At 33.1% G+C, this 19986-nt stretch carries 20 protein-coding genes and 1 pseudogene; 8 read left to right on the top strand and 13 right to left on the bottom strand.

The window, feature by feature from the left end; translation table 11 throughout:
• Positions 1 to 107 precede the first annotated feature (107 nt).
• Both LPC09_RS10620 and LPC09_RS10615 read left to right on the top strand, forming a co-directional pair.
• Positions 108 to 962 carry a hypothetical protein gene (locus tag LPC09_RS10620; protein ID WP_098799462.1) on the top strand — a complete coding sequence of 285 codons (855 nt, stop codon included), beginning with the start codon at positions 108 to 110 and terminating at the stop codon, positions 960 to 962.
• Between the two features lie 214 nt (positions 963 to 1176).
• Positions 1177 to 1683, top strand: a complete 507-nt coding sequence (locus LPC09_RS10615) for an acyl-CoA thioesterase (RefSeq protein WP_098799463.1) — start codon at positions 1177 to 1179, stop codon at positions 1681 to 1683.
• Positions 1684 to 1959: 276 nt separating this feature from the next.
• On the opposite strand, the gene LPC09_RS10610 is transcribed toward LPC09_RS10615, so the two are convergent.
• A complete protein-coding gene (locus tag LPC09_RS10610; RefSeq protein WP_098799464.1) occupies positions 1960 to 2358 on the bottom strand; it encodes an acyl-CoA thioesterase in 399 nt (132 codons plus the stop codon).
• An 87-nt stretch (positions 2359 to 2445) separates the two neighbouring features.
• On the bottom strand, positions 2446 to 3594 hold the full coding sequence (locus tag LPC09_RS10605; RefSeq protein WP_098799465.1) for an iron-containing alcohol dehydrogenase: 1149 nt from the start codon (positions 3592 to 3594) through the stop codon (positions 2446 to 2448).
• 407 nt (positions 3595 to 4001) lie between these two features.
• Between LPC09_RS10605 and LPC09_RS10600 the strand changes: the two genes are divergently transcribed.
• Complete coding sequence (locus LPC09_RS10600; RefSeq protein WP_098799466.1) at positions 4002 to 4562, top strand: DUF2179 domain-containing protein; 561 nt, start codon at positions 4002 to 4004, stop codon at positions 4560 to 4562.
• 296 nt (positions 4563 to 4858) lie between these two features.
• Here the strand turns inward: LPC09_RS10600 and LPC09_RS10595 are convergent, their stop codons facing one another.
• Positions 4859 to 5368 (bottom strand): phosphatase PAP2 family protein, encoded by a 510-nt coding sequence (locus LPC09_RS10595; RefSeq protein ID WP_098799467.1) that lies wholly within the window; start codon positions 5366 to 5368, stop codon positions 4859 to 4861.
• A 175-nt stretch (positions 5369 to 5543) separates the two neighbouring features.
• On the opposite strand from LPC09_RS10595, the gene LPC09_RS27330 reads away from it, so the two are divergent.
• Positions 5544 to 5669, top strand: coding sequence for a hypothetical protein (locus tag LPC09_RS27330; RefSeq protein WP_255301697.1), 126 nt, complete (start codon positions 5544 to 5546; stop codon positions 5667 to 5669).
• Between the two features lie 44 nt (positions 5670 to 5713).
• Here the strand turns inward: LPC09_RS27330 and LPC09_RS10590 are convergent, their stop codons facing one another.
• The gene (locus LPC09_RS10590; protein WP_098799468.1) at positions 5714 to 7018 is read right to left on the bottom strand and encodes a DEAD/DEAH box helicase; all 1305 of its coding nucleotides are present in this window, start codon (positions 7016 to 7018) and stop codon (positions 5714 to 5716) included.
• Between the two features lie 214 nt (positions 7019 to 7232).
• Here LPC09_RS10590 and LPC09_RS10585 point away from each other — a divergent pair, with 214 nt between their 5' ends.
• Positions 7233 to 7505, top strand: a complete 273-nt coding sequence (locus tag LPC09_RS10585; protein WP_098799469.1) for a hypothetical protein — start codon at positions 7233 to 7235, stop codon at positions 7503 to 7505.
• A 96-nt stretch (positions 7506 to 7601) separates the two neighbouring features.
• Here LPC09_RS10585 and LPC09_RS10580 read toward each other — a convergent pair whose 3' ends face one another.
• Both LPC09_RS10580 and LPC09_RS10575 read right to left on the bottom strand, forming a co-directional pair.
• A complete protein-coding gene (locus LPC09_RS10580) occupies positions 7602 to 9161 on the bottom strand; it encodes a fatty acid--CoA ligase (RefSeq protein ID WP_098799470.1) in 1560 nt (519 codons plus the stop codon).
• A 226-nt stretch (positions 9162 to 9387) separates the two neighbouring features.
• Positions 9388 to 10194 (bottom strand): rhamnogalacturonan acetylesterase, encoded by an 807-nt coding sequence (locus tag LPC09_RS10575; protein ID WP_231309500.1) that lies wholly within the window; start codon positions 10192 to 10194, stop codon positions 9388 to 9390.
• A 194-nt stretch (positions 10195 to 10388) separates the two neighbouring features.
• Between LPC09_RS10575 and LPC09_RS10570 the strand changes: the two genes are divergently transcribed.
• The 3 genes from LPC09_RS10570 (at position 10389) to LPC09_RS10560 (ending at position 11853) form a co-directional block, all read left to right on the top strand.
• Positions 10389 to 11153: a YhfC family intramembrane metalloprotease gene (locus LPC09_RS10570; RefSeq protein ID WP_098799471.1), complete on the top strand. Its 765-nt coding sequence runs from the start codon at positions 10389 to 10391 to the stop codon at positions 11151 to 11153.
• Positions 11154 to 11376: 223 nt separating this feature from the next.
• Positions 11377 to 11544 (top strand): Fur-regulated basic protein FbpA, encoded by a 168-nt coding sequence (locus LPC09_RS10565; RefSeq protein WP_098799472.1) that lies wholly within the window; start codon positions 11377 to 11379, stop codon positions 11542 to 11544.
• Positions 11545 to 11709: 165 nt separating this feature from the next.
• A complete protein-coding gene (locus LPC09_RS10560; RefSeq protein WP_176551230.1) occupies positions 11710 to 11853 on the top strand; it encodes a hypothetical protein in 144 nt (47 codons plus the stop codon).
• Positions 11854 to 12019: 166 nt separating this feature from the next.
• Here LPC09_RS10560 and LPC09_RS10555 read toward each other — a convergent pair whose 3' ends face one another.
• The 7 genes and pseudogenes from LPC09_RS10555 to LPC09_RS10525 all read right to left on the bottom strand — a co-directional run bounded on the left by LPC09_RS10555 (position 12020) and on the right by LPC09_RS10525 (position 19938).
• Entirely contained in the window at positions 12020 to 13378 is a 1359-nt protein-coding gene (locus LPC09_RS10555; protein ID WP_231308068.1) for an IS1182 family transposase, read from the bottom strand.
• Between the two features lie 130 nt (positions 13379 to 13508).
• The gene (locus tag LPC09_RS10550) at positions 13509 to 14660 is read right to left on the bottom strand and encodes a glycosyl hydrolase family 18 protein (RefSeq protein ID WP_098799165.1); all 1152 of its coding nucleotides are present in this window, start codon (positions 14658 to 14660) and stop codon (positions 13509 to 13511) included.
• Positions 14661 to 14756: 96 nt separating this feature from the next.
• The gene (locus LPC09_RS10545) at positions 14757 to 15890 is read right to left on the bottom strand and encodes a GNAT family protein (RefSeq protein WP_098799166.1); all 1134 of its coding nucleotides are present in this window, start codon (positions 15888 to 15890) and stop codon (positions 14757 to 14759) included.
• Complete coding sequence (locus tag LPC09_RS10540; protein WP_231309499.1) at positions 15874 to 17208, bottom strand: F390 synthetase-related protein; 1335 nt, start codon at positions 17206 to 17208, stop codon at positions 15874 to 15876. The genes LPC09_RS10545 and LPC09_RS10540 overlap by 17 nt, the downstream gene beginning before the upstream one ends.
• Positions 17201 to 18051: pseudogene (locus LPC09_RS10535) on the bottom strand (MBL fold metallo-hydrolase). Before LPC09_RS10535 ends, LPC09_RS10540 begins: the two are co-directional and overlap by 8 nt.
• Entirely contained in the window at positions 18041 to 19033 is a 993-nt protein-coding gene (locus LPC09_RS10530; protein WP_098799169.1) for an NAD-dependent epimerase/dehydratase family protein, read from the bottom strand. The pseudogene LPC09_RS10535 and the gene LPC09_RS10530 overlap by 11 nt, the downstream one beginning before the upstream one ends.
• Positions 19030 to 19938, bottom strand: coding sequence for an ATP-grasp domain-containing protein (locus LPC09_RS10525; RefSeq protein WP_176551208.1), 909 nt, complete (start codon positions 19936 to 19938; stop codon positions 19030 to 19032). The genes LPC09_RS10530 and LPC09_RS10525 overlap by 4 nt, the downstream gene beginning before the upstream one ends.
• Positions 19939 to 19986 lie beyond the last annotated feature (48 nt).

Raw genomic sequence — 19986 nt, 5'->3', positions numbered from 1 at the left:
TTCGCAAAGAATGAAATAAAATGTATCTAACTTGATTTTTTTAATAGAATTCATCTCATTAATTTATTAAACTAGAATTATTAATGTATTAAGGTGGATATAGAAAAATGAAACGCACTAAAATTCAACTACCATTTTTAGCAATATTCTTATTTGTATTAATGCCATTGTTTAAGAAATTAATAAATAAAAACCCTCACAAACCAAATGAAGAACATGAAAAATATCCATTATATATAAGGAAGGTATTAAGAAATAGGATTTTTACATTCAATGATAATGAAATAAATGAACTTTCAAAGATGGATGTTTTAAATACTTTTTTAAGCGATCCAAACGTTACATTTAATGGAACAACGTTCAGAAAAGCTATTAAAGATATTTTCGGGTTGAATTTAATCGAGATTTCAAATGACGGTGAAGGTGCTAGGCTATCAATCTATCCTGAAGAAATTATGACCGGAGTAACAAAAGCTTTAGATCAAAAAGCACGTTCTTTTGAAACTGATCAACACATTATGACGTTAAAGAAGGCTGAAGTTATGGATCTTTATTTGAGTATTATTCCAAACTATTCGCTTGAGGATTTGGTTAGGACTATAAACCTTGTATATGGAATCAATCTACCAGGTATTTCTTCACTTGAACATGCCCGTATTTCTCTTTATACCAAAAGTCAATGGCTGATAAAAAACGATCATGATCTTGTAGTAATATACACTGGAAAAGGTGATATTGATGTTAGAGTCTACCCTACTCCACTTCTTTCTTCAATTACTGGATCATCTGAATTTCCAGATGAACTTAAAAATAAACTCATATCTCTTGGGTATCAACATAATCAGGTAGAAAATGAATTCTATTATTGTAGCCCCAATAATGAGTCAGTTCCCAACCTTTTTAAGGAAAAAACAATTAAAACCATATGCGCATTTATTGATAGGCATTTTAATCATAAATAGTTGACCCTGGCCACAGTAGCAGGGTTTTTTTAAATAATCAAAAAGATGAATTTACATTAATATAGTTATGTAAACTATTTAGAGATTATCAGCTATCATTCTAATGAAACATACTAATATAAGGTGTAAGAAAACCAAACAATAAAATTGACGATTTCAATATGAAAATGAATAATTGTATGAGCATAAGGACAAAAAGTCAGGAGAGATAAATATGGCTGAATTAACGGCAAAAACATGTAAGGAATCACTAGTAATTAAAACAAGCAGAGTATTTCCTTTAGATACAAATAACCATAATACACTATTTGGTGGAAAGTTAATGAGCTATATAGATGATGTGGCATCTATATCTGCAGCGATGCATTCACGTTGTGAGGTTGTAACTGCCTCTACAGATTCAGTTGACTTCCTAATCCCAATTCGTCAAAGTGACTCGGTAAGCTTAAAATCATATGTTTCATCAGTTGGCCGCTCGTCAATGGAAGTTTTTGTGAAAGTCATTGCTGAAGATCTTAAAACTGGTGAGCGACGACTTGCTGCCACTTCGTTTCTAACTTTTGTTGCACTAAATGAAAATGGGAAGCCAGAACAAGTCCCACAGGTTATACCAGAATCAGATGAAGAAGTTATGCTGTTTAATACAGCACAACAAAGAAGAAATGTTCGTAAAGAGCGACGAGAGCATAGTGAAGCTTTTGCAAACGTTGTGACATTGTAAACATTACATGTGCTCTTATGCATTATTCTCAAAAAAGCATCCATGATTGGATGCTTTTTTTGAGAATAGTTTTTTTGAGAATAGTTTTTTTGAGAATAAAATGAGAATAGTATGTGAATGATTGTCTTCTTTATTATAATAACACCTATTAAATAAAAATCAATACTTTTTTATAATTAATATAATTTAATACTAATAATTACATTTTATTAATAGCCATGAAAAAAGCTATATCATGAAGACTCTATGAGACTAGTCAATTAACTAATAGGTTGACTAAATTCCATCATAAATATGCTTAAGTAGAATTTTTTTTAATTCTTCCGAGATAGATTCTGATTTTTGTTTATCCTTATTAAAATTCACATAAACAGCTGTACCTTTTACACACAGTTTCCCATTTTGATGTATTTCTTCATATAATTCTAGACTACTATTTCCTATTTTTTTAACCCATGTATAAACCTCAACATTTTGACCAAAGTATATTTGATTAATAAAGTCTACATTCATATTGAGTATAATCATTTTCCAATTCTCAAATTTGCTATCAGGAGTAAATAACTTGAATAATTGATTTCGACCTGCCTCAAACCATATAGGAATGGTGGTGTTATTTATATGCCCTACCCCATCTGTTTCAGAAACCCTTGGCTCAATAATTGTTTTGAACACTCAAAATCGACCTCCAACTATTTGACTATATTTATAAGTTAAGGTTACGAGTAAACCTTAAAAATCCAAAAGCTACGCATAGATTAATCAATAGGCCGATCGGTAAATTTCCTCTATTTCTTGTTTTGAGAACACCCTTGGATTATTTTTAAGAAGGCGATCAATTTTACTTGCGTCTTCTGCCATATCAATTATCGCTGATTCTGGTATTTGAAATGAACGTAACCCCTTTGGAATATTTACAGCACGACATAAATAATCCATTGCAAAAACAGCCTTATCCGCTGCTTCACGATCAGTTAAGTCCTGAACATTTTCACCTAAAGCAACTGCAATTTCTCGAAAACGGTCCAAGCAACTTATTTTATTCCACTCCATAACATATGGTAGTAATAACGCGTTACTAACTCCATGCGGAATATGGAAACGTCCTCCAAGTGGATATGCAAGGGCATGAACTGCTCCAACTCCTGCATTTCCAAATGCCATACCCGCCATAAGGCTAGCTGTTGCCATTTGTTCCCTCGCCAGTATATTAGCAGGATTTGCATAAGCTTTCGGTAGATTTGTTGAAATTAACTTGATCGCATGAATAGCTAAAGCATCAGTAATCGGGGAAGCGTTTACAGAAATATACGCCTCTATTGCGTGTACAAGTGCATCAATGCCACTTGCAGCTGTAACTGACTTTGGCATCGTAATCATCATTTCCGGAGCAACAATTGCAACATCTGGTAAAATAAAATCACTGACAATTCCTTTCTTTAACTTCTCTTCTTTATCAGATAAAATAGAAATATTTGTTACCTCAGATCCAGTTCCTGCTGTTGTAGGAATAGCAATGATCGGAAATCCCTTCTCCGGGATTAAATCGGTTCCGAATATGCTTTTTAGATGATCATCAATCTTTGCATAGGCCGAAACAGCTTTAGCGATATCTATTGCACTTCCACCACCTACGGCGATTACTCCGTCATGCTTTCCCTCCAAAAACATTCGTTTACACTCTTCAACTATTGAAATTTCTGGTTCAGGTTGAACACCTGTGTATACATCATGAGGGAGATTCTTTAAAATTTCCTTTATTTGATTAATTACCCCAACTGATTCTAGCACCTTATCTGTTACAATTAATGGTTTTTTTATATGTAATCGTACTACCTCATCCATTAATTTTTCTGTAGCACCAATTCCAGTAATTAATTTGTTTGCAATCCTAAAGATTGAAATGTTCATTTTTCTCTCCATCCCCTTCTTTAACCTAACCTTTTAATATACCTGCTATTCAAATCTATATGTAGATTGATTGGCAATACCCCTTGTTTTTCATTAATGTGAACTTAACCCAAAATAACTCTTTCTTTATTATAAAAGGTATATTTCAAGACTTCCATCTTATCAAGAAAATAGTTAGTTTTGTTTACTTTTATAGTTGTTAATAATTTTATAAGTAATAAATTTTAGTTTACATAATAATATTATCTTCATGTTTTAACCCAACTTAAACGGGGTAGAATGATAAGACATATATTTTCCTAGAATTCCCTTAAGATTATTTTAAAAAAATTGCTCACAATCCATAAAATTTATTTTGAAAATATGTTATGCTTTCGATATTACTTTTTAGAAGGGAAATACGAAATATGCTTTTACAGGCTTTACTCATTTTTGTTTTACAACTTATTTATGTTCCTGTTCTAACGATCAGAACAATTTTACTAGTGAAAAATCAAACAAAATCAGCTGCAGGTGTTGGATTATTAGAAGGAATTATTTATATTGTTAGCTTAATCTTTGTTTTTCAAGACCTATCAAATATGTACAATATAGTCGCTTACGTTGTTGGATTTAGCGTTGGATTGCTTCTTGGAGGAGCATTAGAACGAAAATTGGCAATTGGATATATTACGTATCAAGCTAATATATTGGATAAAAATATGGAATTAGTGAATGCATTAAGAACAGCGGGATTCGGTGTTACAGTCTTTGAAGGAGAAGGAATTAATACAGCTCGTTTCCGCCTAGACATTGTAGCAAAACGCTCGAGAGAAAAAGAATTACTTCATATCATCGATCAACATGAGCCTAAAGCATTTTTAATGTCATATGAAATCCGATCATTTAAAGGCGGCTTTCTTACAAAATCCATGAAAAAAAGAGCTGTTACGTTCTTAAAAAAGAAACATGCTCAAGAAGAAAAATAAAAAATTAACAATGGCAAGAGAGAGATATTCATTAATCTTCTCTTGCTTTTTTATTTGACTAAAATGACTCAACATATCATCTTATAATTTTCAGATTATGGGCACATGTCTTTTGCATCTGCCAAAACCCAACATATGCTTATAAAAGACATAGCACTACTGTATTCATATTGGAAAGGAATGTAAAGTTTGTGGATTTTAAGTTCAGAATACTAGTAAGAACAATATTAAGGTATAACCCTAGAAATATTATTAACAAAAAGTTGAGGCATTTATATAAATAGGGTGATCTCACATCACCCTTCTCTCCAACTTATGAACGTACATTTTTTTACAAGTATACTAATCAATGCCCCTATTATCGAGCTTCTTACAACATCAAGTGGATAATGTGCGCCTACCCAGATACGTGAGATTGCAGTAAGAGATGACATAGCCAACATGATTTTCCCAATTCCACTATAATACATGTAAACCATGGTAGAAACAGCAAAAGATAATAAACTATGTTTACTTAAATATGTTGTATCGAGTTTTGAGGCAAGTAATACATTAACATCACGTGTGACAAAAGGTCTAGGCCTAAATTTAATCTTATTAATCAACGCCTTAGCACTACTACTAATAACCAGTGAAAGTACAGTTTGATATGTTAGCTTCTTTCTTGATCGACTCCCAATCAATATCATTAAAAGAACACTAGCAAACAAATAACGAAACTTTGTTGAGGCAAACACCATGACTTGGTCTATTGTTTGATTTTTACCTGCTAAGGAATTAATCCATCCAAAGAGCTTCTGATCCATTTTAATGTCTCCCTTATATTCTACCAAGAATGCCAAATTTGTAACTAAAATATAGTATCCTCTTTTTAAAAAAGAGTATGTAAAATCCCTTTGTTTTTTAATAATTATTGTTAATATAAAAGCCAATTTTATTGTACATAATAGGATTGACTAACTCTGAAGGGAGGTACGTACTATGACAAATCGCAATGATAACCGTGAGCGTCAAAATAAATATCCTAACAATAAAAATAAAGATACTGAGTTTTCTAAAGATATCAACATTAGAAGTGAACAAACAAAAAAGGATCTTCAAAAATAAAAAGAGTGGCTGTCATCTCTTGTACAAGGGACAGCCACTCCTTTTTATCTTTGCCTATTTCTTCTACCATCTTTAGAAGCAGATTTTGACACTCTTTTATTCCGTTCTTTTGGTGGTTGATTGGAATCAGAGTTTCTTCGGGGATTTGTTTTTCTCCCGCTATTAAATGGACGACTTTCTTTTCTTATTTGTTCTTTTCTTTCTTTATCATAATCTTCTCGATCAGGAACACTAATCCCTCTAATAACCTGTTTTTCCATAGATTGATTAATACCTTTTTCGATCATCCGTAAAAAATCCATGTCTTTTGGTGCCACAAGTGTATAGGCAATACCTACTCCACCTGCCCTACCTGTTCGACCAATTCGGTGAATGTAGCTTTCTACATCGTGAGGAATATCATAGTTGAAAACATGTGTCACACCTTCCACATCAAGGCCTCTTGCTGCAACATCAGTTGCGACAAGGAACTGAATTTTAGCCTCTCTAAAACGTTTCATCGCCTTTTCCCGCTTAGCTTGAGTTAGATCGCCGTGTAATTCATCGGATTCATAGCCATTAGCAATTAATGCTTCTTGTAGCTTTTTTGCTCGAATTTTTGTACGGCAAAAAATAATCGCTAAAAAGGGACGCTGCTCTTGCAACAGATGTAACAAGGTGGCTTGCTTTCTTCTGTCAGTTGTTTCAATCACAATTTGTTTTATTTTATCAACAGTCAGATTTTTTGCTTTAACTTGTATATTCTCCGGATCTATCAAATATTTTTTAGCTAATGCCCGAATTTCATCTGGCATTGTTGCAGAGAATAACATCGTTTGTCGAGTGGAAAGTGTTTCATAAATAATATCTTCTACTTCAGGCAAAAAGCCCATATGTAACATTTGATCTGCTTCATCTAAAACTAGCATTGTAACCGTTGATAAATCAATTGTTTTACGGCGAATATGGTCAAGCAATCTTCCTGGTGTTGCTACAACAATATGCTGTGCCCCTCTAAGCTTTTTCAGTTGATGTTCAACATCTTGTCCACCATAAACAGCAAGAACATTTACACCTTCTAAATTTTCAAGCATCTTCTTTATTTCTTTTGATATTTGTTGTGCCAATTCTCTTGTTGGAGTTAAAATAAGTGCTTGAACCTCAGATTGACTCACATCAATTTTTTCTAAAATGGGAAGAACAAATGCAAGTGTTTTCCCTGTACCGGTTTGAGCCTGTGCAATCACATCTCTTCCCTCTAATATTTTTGGAATTGTTTGTTCCTGAATAGGTGTTGGGTTCATTAGTCCTAGAGATTTTAATGTATGATTCACTTCTTTTCGAATACCTAGTTTTAAAAATTCAGTCATCTTGATCACGTCTCTTTTCTTTTCATCTTATCAAAAATAGCTTTCTAACTATATCATACTCATTATCTTTTTTCATTTTGTTTTGAAATATGTTATTTTCACTAAATTTTAAACTAATTTAAAATCATAAATGATATAAACTTTTTCTCATATATCTTCTTTCCTCACATACCCTTTACAGTAGTATTTTTTAACTAAGGGAGGAATGTGAAAAGTGACAAATAACAACAATGAAAGAAACGATGGATTGATTAAAGGAATTTCAAAGGAAGCTAATGAATTTGTTCATCATACAGTGGACACATCTGGAAAGATTGTTAAGTCGATTTCAGGTGATGGCGGTCTTGTTGGAAAAACTGTTGATTCCTCGGGTAAAATAGTCAAAAAAATCTCTGATACCGGAAACAATGTTATCGGTAATACAGTTGATACCTCTTCAAAAGTTTTCAAAAATGTTTCAGAAAAAGCTTTTAAGAAAAAAAAGTAATATTTATACTTAATCCACCATCATACCTTCCCTCTTCCACTATCATTTTCTTATAAAAATAGTAGAGCCTTCCATCAGAAAGGCTCTATTTTCCAATTATTTCACTTTATTTTGTGATAAAGATTTCCTTAATAAAAACTTTTGAATTTTCCCACTTGCATTCCGTGGTAATTCGGTAACAAACACATATCTTTTTGGTCGTTTGTAGGGTGCAAGTTTATCTGAGTTTTTTAAAAATTGATCAAGTTGTTCAGCTGTTAAAGTTTCATCCTTTTTCACTATAACTGCAATTACTCTTTCACCCCATAACTCATCAGGTTGTCCTAAAACGGCAACATCCAAAATCCCCTCATGTTCATACAAAGCGTCCTCTACTTCACGGGGATATACATTTTCACCACCACTTATAATCATATCATCTACTCGGTCAGCAACAAATAAATAACCATCTTCATCTAAATAGCCAAGGTCACCGGAATGATACCACCCTTTATACATTGCTTTTTCTGTTGCTTCGTCTTTGTTAAAATATCCAAGCATCATGCATGGTCCTTTTACGATAATTTCACCGACCTCACCTATTGGAAGAATGTCATCTGGATCTGATGGGCCTTCTTCTTTTGGTTGTACGATTCTTATTTCATGATTAAAACAAGCTCTACCGGCAGAACCTGCCTTAGTTAATTGTTCATCTCTATCTAAAAAAGCTATTGCTGGTCCCATTTCTGTCATTCCATATGCTTGAACTAGTTCAATTCCTAACTTTTGTTTACAAGCCTTTACCAAAGCAGGGGCCATCGGGGCTGCCCCGTATAATCCAACATTGAGGGAACTTATTTTATATTGCTCAATATCCTCTTGAAGAAGCATATTCCACATTGTAGGAGCTGCAAACAGCATTGTAACGCTTTCTTCTTCAATTGTTTTTAAAACCATCTTCGGATCAAAATGATGGATAATAATATTTGTTGCACCAGCATGTACACGGGGTAAAAAGCTGCAATGAAGCTCTGCACAATGAAACATTGGTGCTGTAACAAGACCCACATCTTTAGAAGTAATGGATAATGCATTTATACAAATTAAACTTTGTTCTATCATATCACGATGTCGATGCATAACACCTTTTGGGCGTCCTGTCGTTCCACTAGTATACATAATGGCATACGTATCATTTTCTTCTACAAAGATTTCTGGATGATTTGATGGAGAATTTTTTACGATGTTTTGAAAAGAAGAAGCATAACTAGGAACAGATTCATCAATATAAATAAAGGAAATAGAGGGAAATCGTTTGTGAATGTTCGTGATGGACTCTTCAAGAGCTTGTTCAAATAAAACAACCTTTGGAGCTGCATCTAAAAGGATGTATGAAACCTCCTCTGCTTTTAGCCTAAAATTAATTGGATTAATAATGGCACCAATTTTTGCAGCAGCAAAATAAACTGTACCTAATTCATAACTGTTAAATAAATAAGTAGAAATTCGATCTCCTTTTCGTACACCTAAAGCTAACAGAGCATTAGCAAGTTTATTTACTTCTTCATTCCACTGTCCAAATGTAAAACGAATATTTCGAGAGCAATCCACAATTGCTTCTTTGTTAGGATACTTTGAAACAGTTTGTTCAAAAAGCTTTCCAATTGTTAGATACATATACTACACCCCTCCAACTTAATTAAGTAAACGCTTTCGGATGAACCTGTATATATGTATTTCTTTCTTTATTTTAATATTCCTTTTCTAATGTAAGATTTTTTATTAACGATTTTCTTTGTTGGTTGAAGTTTTTTCATAGTAATGACCAAGAATATGATCATTATTTCTGTATATATCCTATAAATGAAAAAAGTACTGTTAGAATATCATTCTAAACAGTACCTTATTTATCTTGATTAACAATGTGTTCTTTAATAGGTAGATTTAGTTCTTTTATTCCATCAATTACTAAAGATGCTACAATATAAGCACCTCGTTCCTGTAAATGTGTGTTATCTTTTTTTCCCTCAGGGTAATGTGGGTTTTTATTTGGAGGGAGCCATAAAAAAAGTTCTTTGGTTTTTTTAGATCCGAGTTTGCTAAAAAGTCGGTTACTTTTTGATGTTAGGTCAATTACTGGCACATTTTCTTCTTCAGCTAATTGTTTCATTGCTTTTGGATAATCACCATGTGTATGAACGATATGTCCATTTGTTGAAAATTCCCTACGCTCAACCGGAGTAATTAGTACTGGGAAAGCACCTTTTGATCTTGCGGCTATAATATATTTTTTCAAGTATTTCTTATAAGTAGTAAATGGTTCAGTGTATCGATTTGGATCATTTACTTTTTCATCGTTATGTCCGAATTGAATAAAGAGATAATCCCCTTGTTGTAAGTGGTTAACGATTTTTGTTAATCTTCCCTCATTGTAAAAACTCTTAGAGCTTCTTTTAGATACTGCTTCGTTATGAATCATAACCTTCTCATTAAACATTTCATCTAAAACCTGGCCCCACCCCATTCTAGGTGACAAACTCTTTTTATATGTTGAAACAGTTGAATCTCCAACAAGATAAATGTGAATTTTTTCTTCTTCATCCAAGTTCATAGTTGCAAATGTTTCATGGCCCTTAATAATATTTATGACAATAAAAAATAGGCTTAAACCTACTATCGAAAATGTTAAGTAAAACCTAATGTTTCTCATCCTTTCTTTAGGTCCTTTATTATTAATTTTCCTAAAATCATTATAAATATTAAGTTAAAGAAGAACCTTTTAATAATTTTACCCAAAAAAGGATTGACATCATTGTTTTTCGTTATTATTATTAATAATGATAATAATACTTTTATTTTTTTAAACAATCATTATCATTTTTAATAATAAAAGGAGTGTTTTGAATGATTAGTAATTTAACTATTGTATCCATGTTCTTTCCTGTTATATTTTCCTTTATTCTTTTTTTAGGACTTATTCTTTTTTTCAGAAACAAAATTGGAATCTCAGTAAAACCTATCATTATTGGTGGAATTGGATTTTTTGTCATAACACAAGTACTAGAAAAGCTCCTTCACATTGCAGTCATTACAACATTTCCAAATTATGCAGATCACCCATGGCTCTTTGGTCTATACGGTGGAATGACTGCAGGTGTTTTCGAGGAGCTTGGAAGGTTTCTTTTGTTTACATGGATATTAAAGAAATATAGATCATATAAAGATGGTGTTTCGTTCGGTATAGGCTGGGGAGGAATAGAAGCAGTTATTCTTAATTTATTGACAGTTGTTCCTTTAATTATTTTTGCTTTTATGATAAATGCCGGAACATTTGAAGCAACAATCGGAAGTCAAATGAATAGTCAACAAATGGAACTATTACGTAACAGTGTATTGGACCATAGTGTGTTAGATTCTTTTTATATCATAATAGAACGTTTGTTTGTGGTATTCTTACAAATTGCCCTTTCTATACTCGTTTTGTACGCCGTCTTAAAAAGGAAATTTTCATATGTTCTGCTTGCCATACTCATACATGCCGCAGTAGATTTTCCTGCTGTCTTTTACCAAACAGGTCATTTAACTCAATTATGGATAATTGAAGCATATTTAGCTGTTACTGCTTTTCTTTCACTTATTTTTATAAAAAAATCAAAGCACTGGTTTTAAAGATAGTTAAATATTATACAAAAAGTCCTCATTTAGTGGGGACTTCTTTAATCTCAAACTCTAAAAAATTTGGCTGAATGTTATTGGTAGTAGTTGTAATATCAGTGGCTACGTTACTTACTCATTATAATAATTAAAAAACTACCTATAAATCTGGTTGACATTTCCTAAATTTTTCTTTAATATTAAATTGTAAACGCTTTCAATTATTGGGGTGATATGTATGTGTGAAGCAATAAAAGATACTTTTACAACTAAAGCGGAAATTATTTCTGCTCTTTTGGATCAAAATGTTTTTAAAATGCCTGATGGAAGACAGTTTTATGAGGCTACTGAAAAAGAATTAGAGCATATACTCTATTCCAAAACCACTGAGGACCATTACTGTTAATAAGATATGTTTATACATTAAAAAGACCTTAGCCAATCAAGGTCTTTTGTTTTTTTGAATACAGCTCCTTTTTTATACAAATGATAAAAGAAAAGCTCGGCTTTATAATGGCAATGCCGAATCATATTCCGATATTATTCTGTCTGGAGAAAGGAGCTCTTACATATGAAGGAAGATAAAGAAAGCTCTTGTATTGAAGAAGGCGACTATGTTAATCATATGTTAATTGAACAAATTACACGTATTTGTGTACAAGAAGAAGAAGAGCGTATAAAAGAAGAAATAGCAAAAAGTCACCAGAAACATTAATTTTTTCTTCCTATCCAATACGTAAAAGCACGTTCATCTTATTTTGATGAACGTGTCAGACTGTCGACAAAAAGGGTTTGGAATGTAATACATTCCAAACCCTTTTTGCGATTTTATATTAATTTCGTTCAACTTTTATGAAAAAGAGACTCTTCGAGTCTCTATATTATACTATTACTGGACCTTTCCAATTCCAGTTGGCCATCTTCTTTAAGTTCATGGCAGCAAAAGTAAGCATCGCCTGCATTGTCAATTTTTTGAGTCCCCTCAAAGTTGTCCAACGCATCCCATGCTTTTCTTTGGCATCTGCAAATACACGTTCAATTGTTTCTTTCCGTTTTGCATATATCGGTTTTACATCTTGATGATGACGTAGATGGTCTGCCTCTTCTACGTATTCTTGCCAGATATGGCGCGTCACCACTTTTTGGTGATCTTTACTCTCTGTACATTGAGCCAATAATGGACACGTTGCGCAAATGTGATTTGGAGATTTGTACTCTCTATATCCCTCTTTAGTTGTTGTAGAGTATTTCAAGATTTCCCCAGCTGGACATAAGTAACAATCGAAGTGTTCATCATAAACATATTCATGTTTTCGGAAGAATCCATCTTTTGTACGTGGTCTTGTGTAAGGTACTGCTGGAATAATATTGTTTTCTATTAAGTACTTTGTAATCGCTGGAGTCTTATAAGCAGCATCTGCAGCAACAGCATTTGGTTTTCCTATTATCTCGCTTACATCTTCAACCAATGGCTCTAACATTTGACTGTCATGAATATTACCTGGTGTAACATCCACGCCTAATACAAAACCTTTGCGATCTGCTGCTGCGTGAAATGAATAGGCAAACTGTTTTGTGCGTTCGTCTTTAACGTAGTAACCACTTTCTGGATCAGTTGTACTTTCCTTGATTTCTTTTGATTCTGCCTTGTCAAACTTATCTGGTGGAAAAGGCTTTTTCCCATGATCTTCACGATCTTGATTAATCTCTTCTTGAAGACGCTCTTGGTAAGCTCTTGTTTCTTTCCGTACGACCTTCTTTTGAAATTTATGCTTATTAGCACTAGCTTTTACATGAGTAGAATCAATGAATATGTGTTCTGCACTAATAAGGTTTTTCTCGGCAGCACTCTTTAATATACGATAGAATATTTGTTCAAATATATCTGTATCTTTAAATCTACGTTCGTAATTTTTCCCGAAGGTAGAGAAGTGCGGCACTTTATCATGGAAACCATAGCCCAAGAACCATCGATAGGCCATGTTTGTTTGAACCTCTTCAATTGTCTTTCGCATCGAACGAATACCGAAGGTATATTGAATGAAGGTTAGTTTAATCAGAATGACTGGATCAATACTCGGGCGGCCTACTTCAGAATACATATCTTCCACTAAGTCATAAATAAAAGAGAAATCAATCGCAGCCTCTATTTTGCGAACCAAATGGTCCGCTGGTACAAGTTGATCTAAAGCGATCATTTCAATTTGATCTCGTTGTATGGAATTATGTTTCGAAAGCATATTTATCACCTCAAGATTTTCTTAATACAAGTTTAAATTAAAAAAGACTGTAAGCAAACTCAATTTTTTTTGAGTTTGTCTACAGTCTGGCACGTTCATCTTATTTTGATGAACGTGTTTTTACGTATAATTATTGTCTTACTAACAATTTTTCATTTTCTAGTAATTTTGCTATCGCTTTTGTTAAACTATAACTCCCAGGTGCATCATGTCCCATCTCCCATATCATCATACCTCCAAATTCCTCATCTATAGCAAGCTTGGTCTTTTTCTCTATAGTAGGAATACCGTTATAATAATATGTTGTTCCATTTACTTGAGCTTTATCTTGATGAGCAAATTCAGGATTGTTGGCAATAATAGCATCAAAGGACATTTGTTTAATTGATGGATCTTCAGGTTGAGCATAATAAGGAACACCCAGTACCAGTTTTTCACGTGGTAATTTATAACTGTCAAAAAGTGCTCCCCAATAGTTCACAATGTTTTCTATAAATGAATAAGGAGCTAAATTCGCTGCATTGTACTCCCCGTCCCATTGGCCATCGTAAGCCATAATGTTAACATAATCTACATAGTTAAACATTTCGGGATGAAATACAACTGATTGAATTTCTGTACCTGCTACACTGTGTATTTTTGAGTAGACAGCGATTGTGAGCTGTTTCTTTTTTTGATGCAATTTATTGCTCAATTGCTTTGTAAATTCTAACAATTGGTCGGCATCTTCTTGTAAACGTGGATGCTCAAAATCGATGTCTATTCCATCTAATTGTTCTCTATCCACTATAGCTAGTAGTTCATTTATTAATTTAGTTCTAGAAGTTTCCGAAGAAATGGCCGTTTTAAAATAATCATACGATTCGCCGCCTTCAATATGGTACCAGCCACCAACAGCAAGCAACACCTTTGTATTATGATTATGTGCACGTTTTACTAACTTTTTTAAATTAGTTGGTTCCGTTCCTCCATTCAATAAAACACTTCCATCTTTAGTCGGATGAGCAAAGGAATAAACAACGTGCGTTAGTGAAGAAAAGTCAATTGTTTCTGGCTCTCTAAAATCTTGAACATAGCCTATTAATACTTTTGGTTTGGATTCCTGTATTTCCGGAATTTTTTTCGAAATCGGTTGTTTTGTAGATTTAGATAAATTCTCAGTTTGTTTAGACTGATCGTTAGTTAGCTTTTGATGTTCTATATTCGAGAAGAGAACGCCTGAAAAAAATCCTCCTGCAAACAAGATAACAGCCACTATCAGTAAAAGATATTGCTTTTTCAAGGGTATTCACTCCTTTTTTTGCAAACTCTTTTAAAATAGTAACAAATAACTCTTACAAGTAGCGATGGTAATTATAGCAAGTCGTTATTTAACAGATTAAAATTGTTTTTTCTTAGCTAATGGTTCGACAACAAGATCCATTATCTTTTTGAGCAAATTCCACCCCCACTTATGCGTCATAGGCAAATGTTTTTGATAAAAATATGTATATTCAATCTGTTGAGTGGAACCGCGTTTTCTTTTAAATTCTCCTGCCCCAGCACTACGATGCCCAATATAATGATTATTCATTATTTCTTTCGTAATAAGGAATGAAAGAACCCTGTATAACCCAGCATTTTTCTCCATCTTCATGTTATAGCCTAAAATCGGGGTTGTCAGCACCTTTCCTTGGATGAAGAATCCTATAGCACCGACAATTTGCTCACCTTTACAAACCACTTTAAAGGTTAATAACTTACTTTTATACGCATGACGTATGAACTCTGTTGTAAACTGAGGGTTATTAGTAGAATACTTTTGTATATATAATTCTGAATACAAACTCAAAATAACATCACAATCTTCTATACTTGCATCTCTAATTGTATACTGATGTTTTTTGATCAGTTTTTCGTCTTGATAGAGGTTTTTTAGTTGTTGTTTAGTTAGTTTTTGCTCAGGATAAAATAGGTAGATAGAGCGTGACATTAATCTATTATATCCAACTGTATCAAACGATTTCATCATTTTTTCATGTAGATCCCTTGTAATCGATCGAAACAAGATAGTGTGTTTAGGGAACTTCTTCACTAAAAATTCAGTAATTCTCTGTATTTGATTAAAAGACAGAGTTGATTCAAATAGATTTGTTGATAAAAACCAATTATTAACAATAACAACTTTGTTCATGTTGCTCTTTCGAAGAAACTGCCCCATCATATCGATAACAGGGCGAAGGATCACCTCAAGCCCCTTATTCTTTAGCTCCCATAACTCTTCTTTTGCATAACTAATATAATGAGTGTAAGGTGAAGCAACATATGAATCTTTATACTGTTTGTCAGTTACAGAAACCGGCAAAAGAAGGTCATCTACTTCTAACAAATAAATTTCCGAATGAACATTTTCAATAAAATGGGAAACCTCGTATTTTATTAAAGGCTCAAAGTAAGTTTTTAAAAACTGTCCGTTACGCTTAGAAAACCAATCGATTGTATGATAATTATCAGTATTATATAAATGAATCATTACTTTTTACCTTCATCATATTTTCAATTCGCTTTAACTTTTTGTCCGAAGTAACGATGTCATAGGGTGTGAAGTGAAACTGTGGAATTACTAATTGATAATGTTTCCACAATTTTTGCAACTCAGTTAAAACAAGGTCTTTAACTACTTCTTCATCACTTTCTACCTTCAACTTAATCTCTACTAAGTTGAACTCCCGCTGTATAACCTTATATTCTAAAATCTGATTTGATGAGATCATGATAGATTTTCTAATAAAATCTGGAAATAAACATGTTTCTTCATTTGTTAATAAATTTTTCCCATAAAAAAGATCATCAGAACGGCCATCTATCCGTTCTAATGCTAAAAAATGTGACCCGCAGGGACATGCAGTCTTTCTCTCTATTAATATGTCATTCAAACGATATCGAATAATCGGTTGTGTTTTCCTAGTAAAGTCTGAAATAATTGGTACAAATATTCCGAGTTCCTTGTTAATATACTCTTTTTGAACTGCGATTAAATCCTCATTCATATGAAGAATTCCAAATGCACATGTAGCAGCTAAAAATCCTTCAGTCGCTTGATATACTTGATGCAAAGTTTGTTGAAAAATGTGTTCTATATATGTTTTGTCAAGATCTTCTAGTACTTCTGCTACCGATATAATTTTTTCTGGAGAAATACTAATAATCATTTTATCCTTCCATGTGGCAATCATTCTTAACATCGAAGGAGGTGCAATAATAATCGAAGGTTTAAGCTGATTTAATCTTTCAATATGATTAGGAAAGGAATCTAACAGATCAAAGTAGTGAAAGCTGATTTTTCCGCTTTCTGTAGACTCATAAAGATTACTATTTGCCCTGAGAAAAAAGGCAACCTTATGTTCTCTGAAAATACTGCTTGGTAACATCTTTGCAAGAACCGTTCCGGCCCACATTGCCTCTTCCCTGCTGCTTACTAGAAATAGGCCTCGATTTCCGCTTGTTCCAGAAGAAAGACCTATTGAAACATTTCCTATTCTAGGTGAAAAATCCCTAGTTTCTTCCGCATCAAAAGCTAACTGAAAAGCTTTTTCTTTCTTAATTCCGACGGTATTTAACTCATTAAAAGAGTCCATCATATCAGATTTTGTGATGATAGGAAGGGATTTCCAGTTATGATGGTTCAGTTCATCTTGATAGAGTTCTTTATAAAAGGTAGAATGCTTTAAAACAAATTTTATATGTTTTTTCATTTTTGTGTCATGAAAAGCAAGCAATTTTTCCCGAGAAGTAAAACTCCTACCATACTTTGTAAGAAAATACTGTTTGAGTAATAGTGATTTATTCATAAGTAATACCCTCTTTTGCAATCTCCCATGTTATTTGACAGTGAGTTGGCAATATTTCAATATGATGATTATGCTTAAATAAAAGATGTAACTTTTTAATATTCTGTTTATAAGCGTCAATATCTTCAATTAATAAATGGGCTATACGATGAGGGAAAATCATTTCTTCAAAAGCAGTACTTTGCCAAACAGCATCAGCACAAAGAAAGATTTTTTCCCACTTCTCAGATTCACAAATATTCCAAGCTGACCCACTGCATGACCTGTTAAGTCAACAGCAATGATAGAATCATCTCGAAACACATCAAAACCTTCCATGAATGGATGATAACTTTCACTTAAAGTTAGTAAAGGGGCTTCATCAATAAAAGAAACTCTCTCTGTAAAATCTTGAGGCAGTAAATCAAGCAAACAGCCTTTTGTTAGAGCTCTCAGCTTGCTTAGTTTTTTGATGTGATTATATGCTTTTTTAAAAGTTAAAATTTTTGCGTTTGGGAAATCCTTTAATCCCCCAACATGATCTCCGTGGAAATGAGAAAGAATGATCATGTTAATGTCATTGTGATCTATGCCTTGTTTCTTTAATTGATTTTTAATAGATAGTTCTTCTGAAAAGAAAACAGGTGTTAAATTTGCGTAAATGGAATATGGAAATGCCCTAGTAGCTTCTAAAAAATAGGAAGCATATCCTGTGTCAAACAAGATATAGCCATGTGTTGGATGCTCTAATAAAGCAACTGTGGCTGGAAATTTTATTGGTTTTAATGATTGTTTTGGATTCACAATTTTTTCTGGATGTGTACAATACCCACAAGCAAAAATCTTTACCATATTAATGAACATTTGACTTCCACCAATCTACAAATTCCTTCGTGCCATCTTTAACAGAAACCGCCGGCTTATATCCTAATTCACTCTTTGCCTTTTCAATTGAAAGTGTTTGAGATTGAGATAAAACACTAACTGTATACCTCGTGAGTAGCGGCTCTTTTCCAAAAAGAAGAAGTTTCGAAACATACTCAAGTGATGTTGCTAAATGAAAAGCTTTTTTATATGAAATCTGTTTATAAGAAAAGGACCTGCCTAGTTGTTTCATTACTGTATCAATCATAGAATATAACTGAACTCTTTCACCATTTGTAATATTATATTTTTGCCCCAACGTTTCAGATCCAGAGTTCATACATAAAAGGATTGCATCTACAGCATTATCTATATAAGTCAAATCAATAACAACATCACCAGACCCGACTTTAGGGAACATCCCCTTTTCACAAACCTTGATAAGTCTTGGAAAAATAGCCTGATCACCAGGACCAAATAAAGCTCTAGGTCTTATTGTTATGGTTGGTAATCCTTCTATAAAAGCCTGGTCTACTTCTTTTTCTGCAAGAAATTTGGTTTTTGCGTAATGGTTAACGAATTTTTCTGGTAAACTATCATCTTCTTTCACATCTTTACGCTCGTCATAGTGAAAATATAAACTTGGTGTTGAAACATGAACCAAGCGACTCACATTCCACTTTTTACAGCCATCAATTACATTTTTTGTACCAATAACGTTCGCTTGATAAAAGTCGTTATACTTGCCCCATGGAGATGAAAGTGCTCCACAATGAATAACAAAATGTTGATTTTCACACAACATCATGATATCATCACGATTTTCCAAATGACATGCATTAAATTTAATCCCTGAATTCGAAAGAGAGTCCCCTACTAGTTGGTTTCGTCCTGTCCCTGTGACATTGTATCCAATCGAAGCAAGATGAAGCGCTACTTTTCTTCCTAAAAAACCAGTAGCTCCAGTTACTAGTACATTCAAATCGTTTCACCATCCCAACTTATATCTATGGTGGATTGTTCCATAAGAGAAACTTGATTTCTTCTGCTTTCCTTCCACATCTTATATAAACTAATTATTTGATAAAAGTAAGGCCCAAGGTCATTGCTTGTAAACGTAATGTCCTTATAGGAAAAAAATACTTCTAACAATCTCCTCAGTTGACGTAGACTTTTTACTTGTTTCCATCCATATAAAAACACGGCCAACTTTATCGCTTCTTTTTGATCCTTCCTAGGATAAAGAATTGATTTTGCATCTGTGAATAGATAAGCCAATTCCTTATCAAATAAATGGAGACCACTTGTCGCTCTAGGGTTACATTCTATCGGAAAGGCGACTCCATTTTCATGTATGATAAAGTCAAAAGATATCTGTCCTGAGAAATTAAGTTTCTCAACCACTTTACGTGCAAACCGTTCAATATCAGGTCTGTTTTCATGTTTGAATGAGAGAGTTGCACCTAAACCTGCTGTGAATTCACTTTTGTAAGTAGAATGAGCAAGTACTTTTCCATCTTTGGCAACGGTATATGAGCAATATTGCTTGCCATCAATTTTTTCTTGTACTAGCCAGCTTCCATCCTTTTTTATATGGTTAGATATTTGACCAACAGATTGTAGAAAAATTATAGATTCAGAGAATCTCGAATAGACCTTTTTTAAAAGAGCAGATTCGTCTTCGAATTGAACTAAATTTACATGATTAGATAGCAAAGCTGTCTTTGGCACTTCAAAGCCCAAGTCCTTTACAAGTTGAATAAACTCATATTTATTATGTAGAAGTTTTATTTTATCAAAGTCATCAACAAACACATTACAAAATGGGGTCAGCTTATCTTTATATCTAGAAATATAAAAAACTTCTTCAGATGTTGGAATGATCAATGTAATTTTTTGTTGCTCAATTATTTTGATTATGGACTTGAATCAATT

The sequence above is a fragment of the Metabacillus sp. B2-18 genome (genome assembly GCF_021117275.1).
Classification (GTDB): Bacteria; Bacillota; Bacilli; order Bacillales; family Bacillaceae; genus Metabacillus.
The sequence above is the reverse complement of the archived record's forward strand: the minus strand, read 5'-3'. Positions and strand labels throughout refer to the sequence as shown.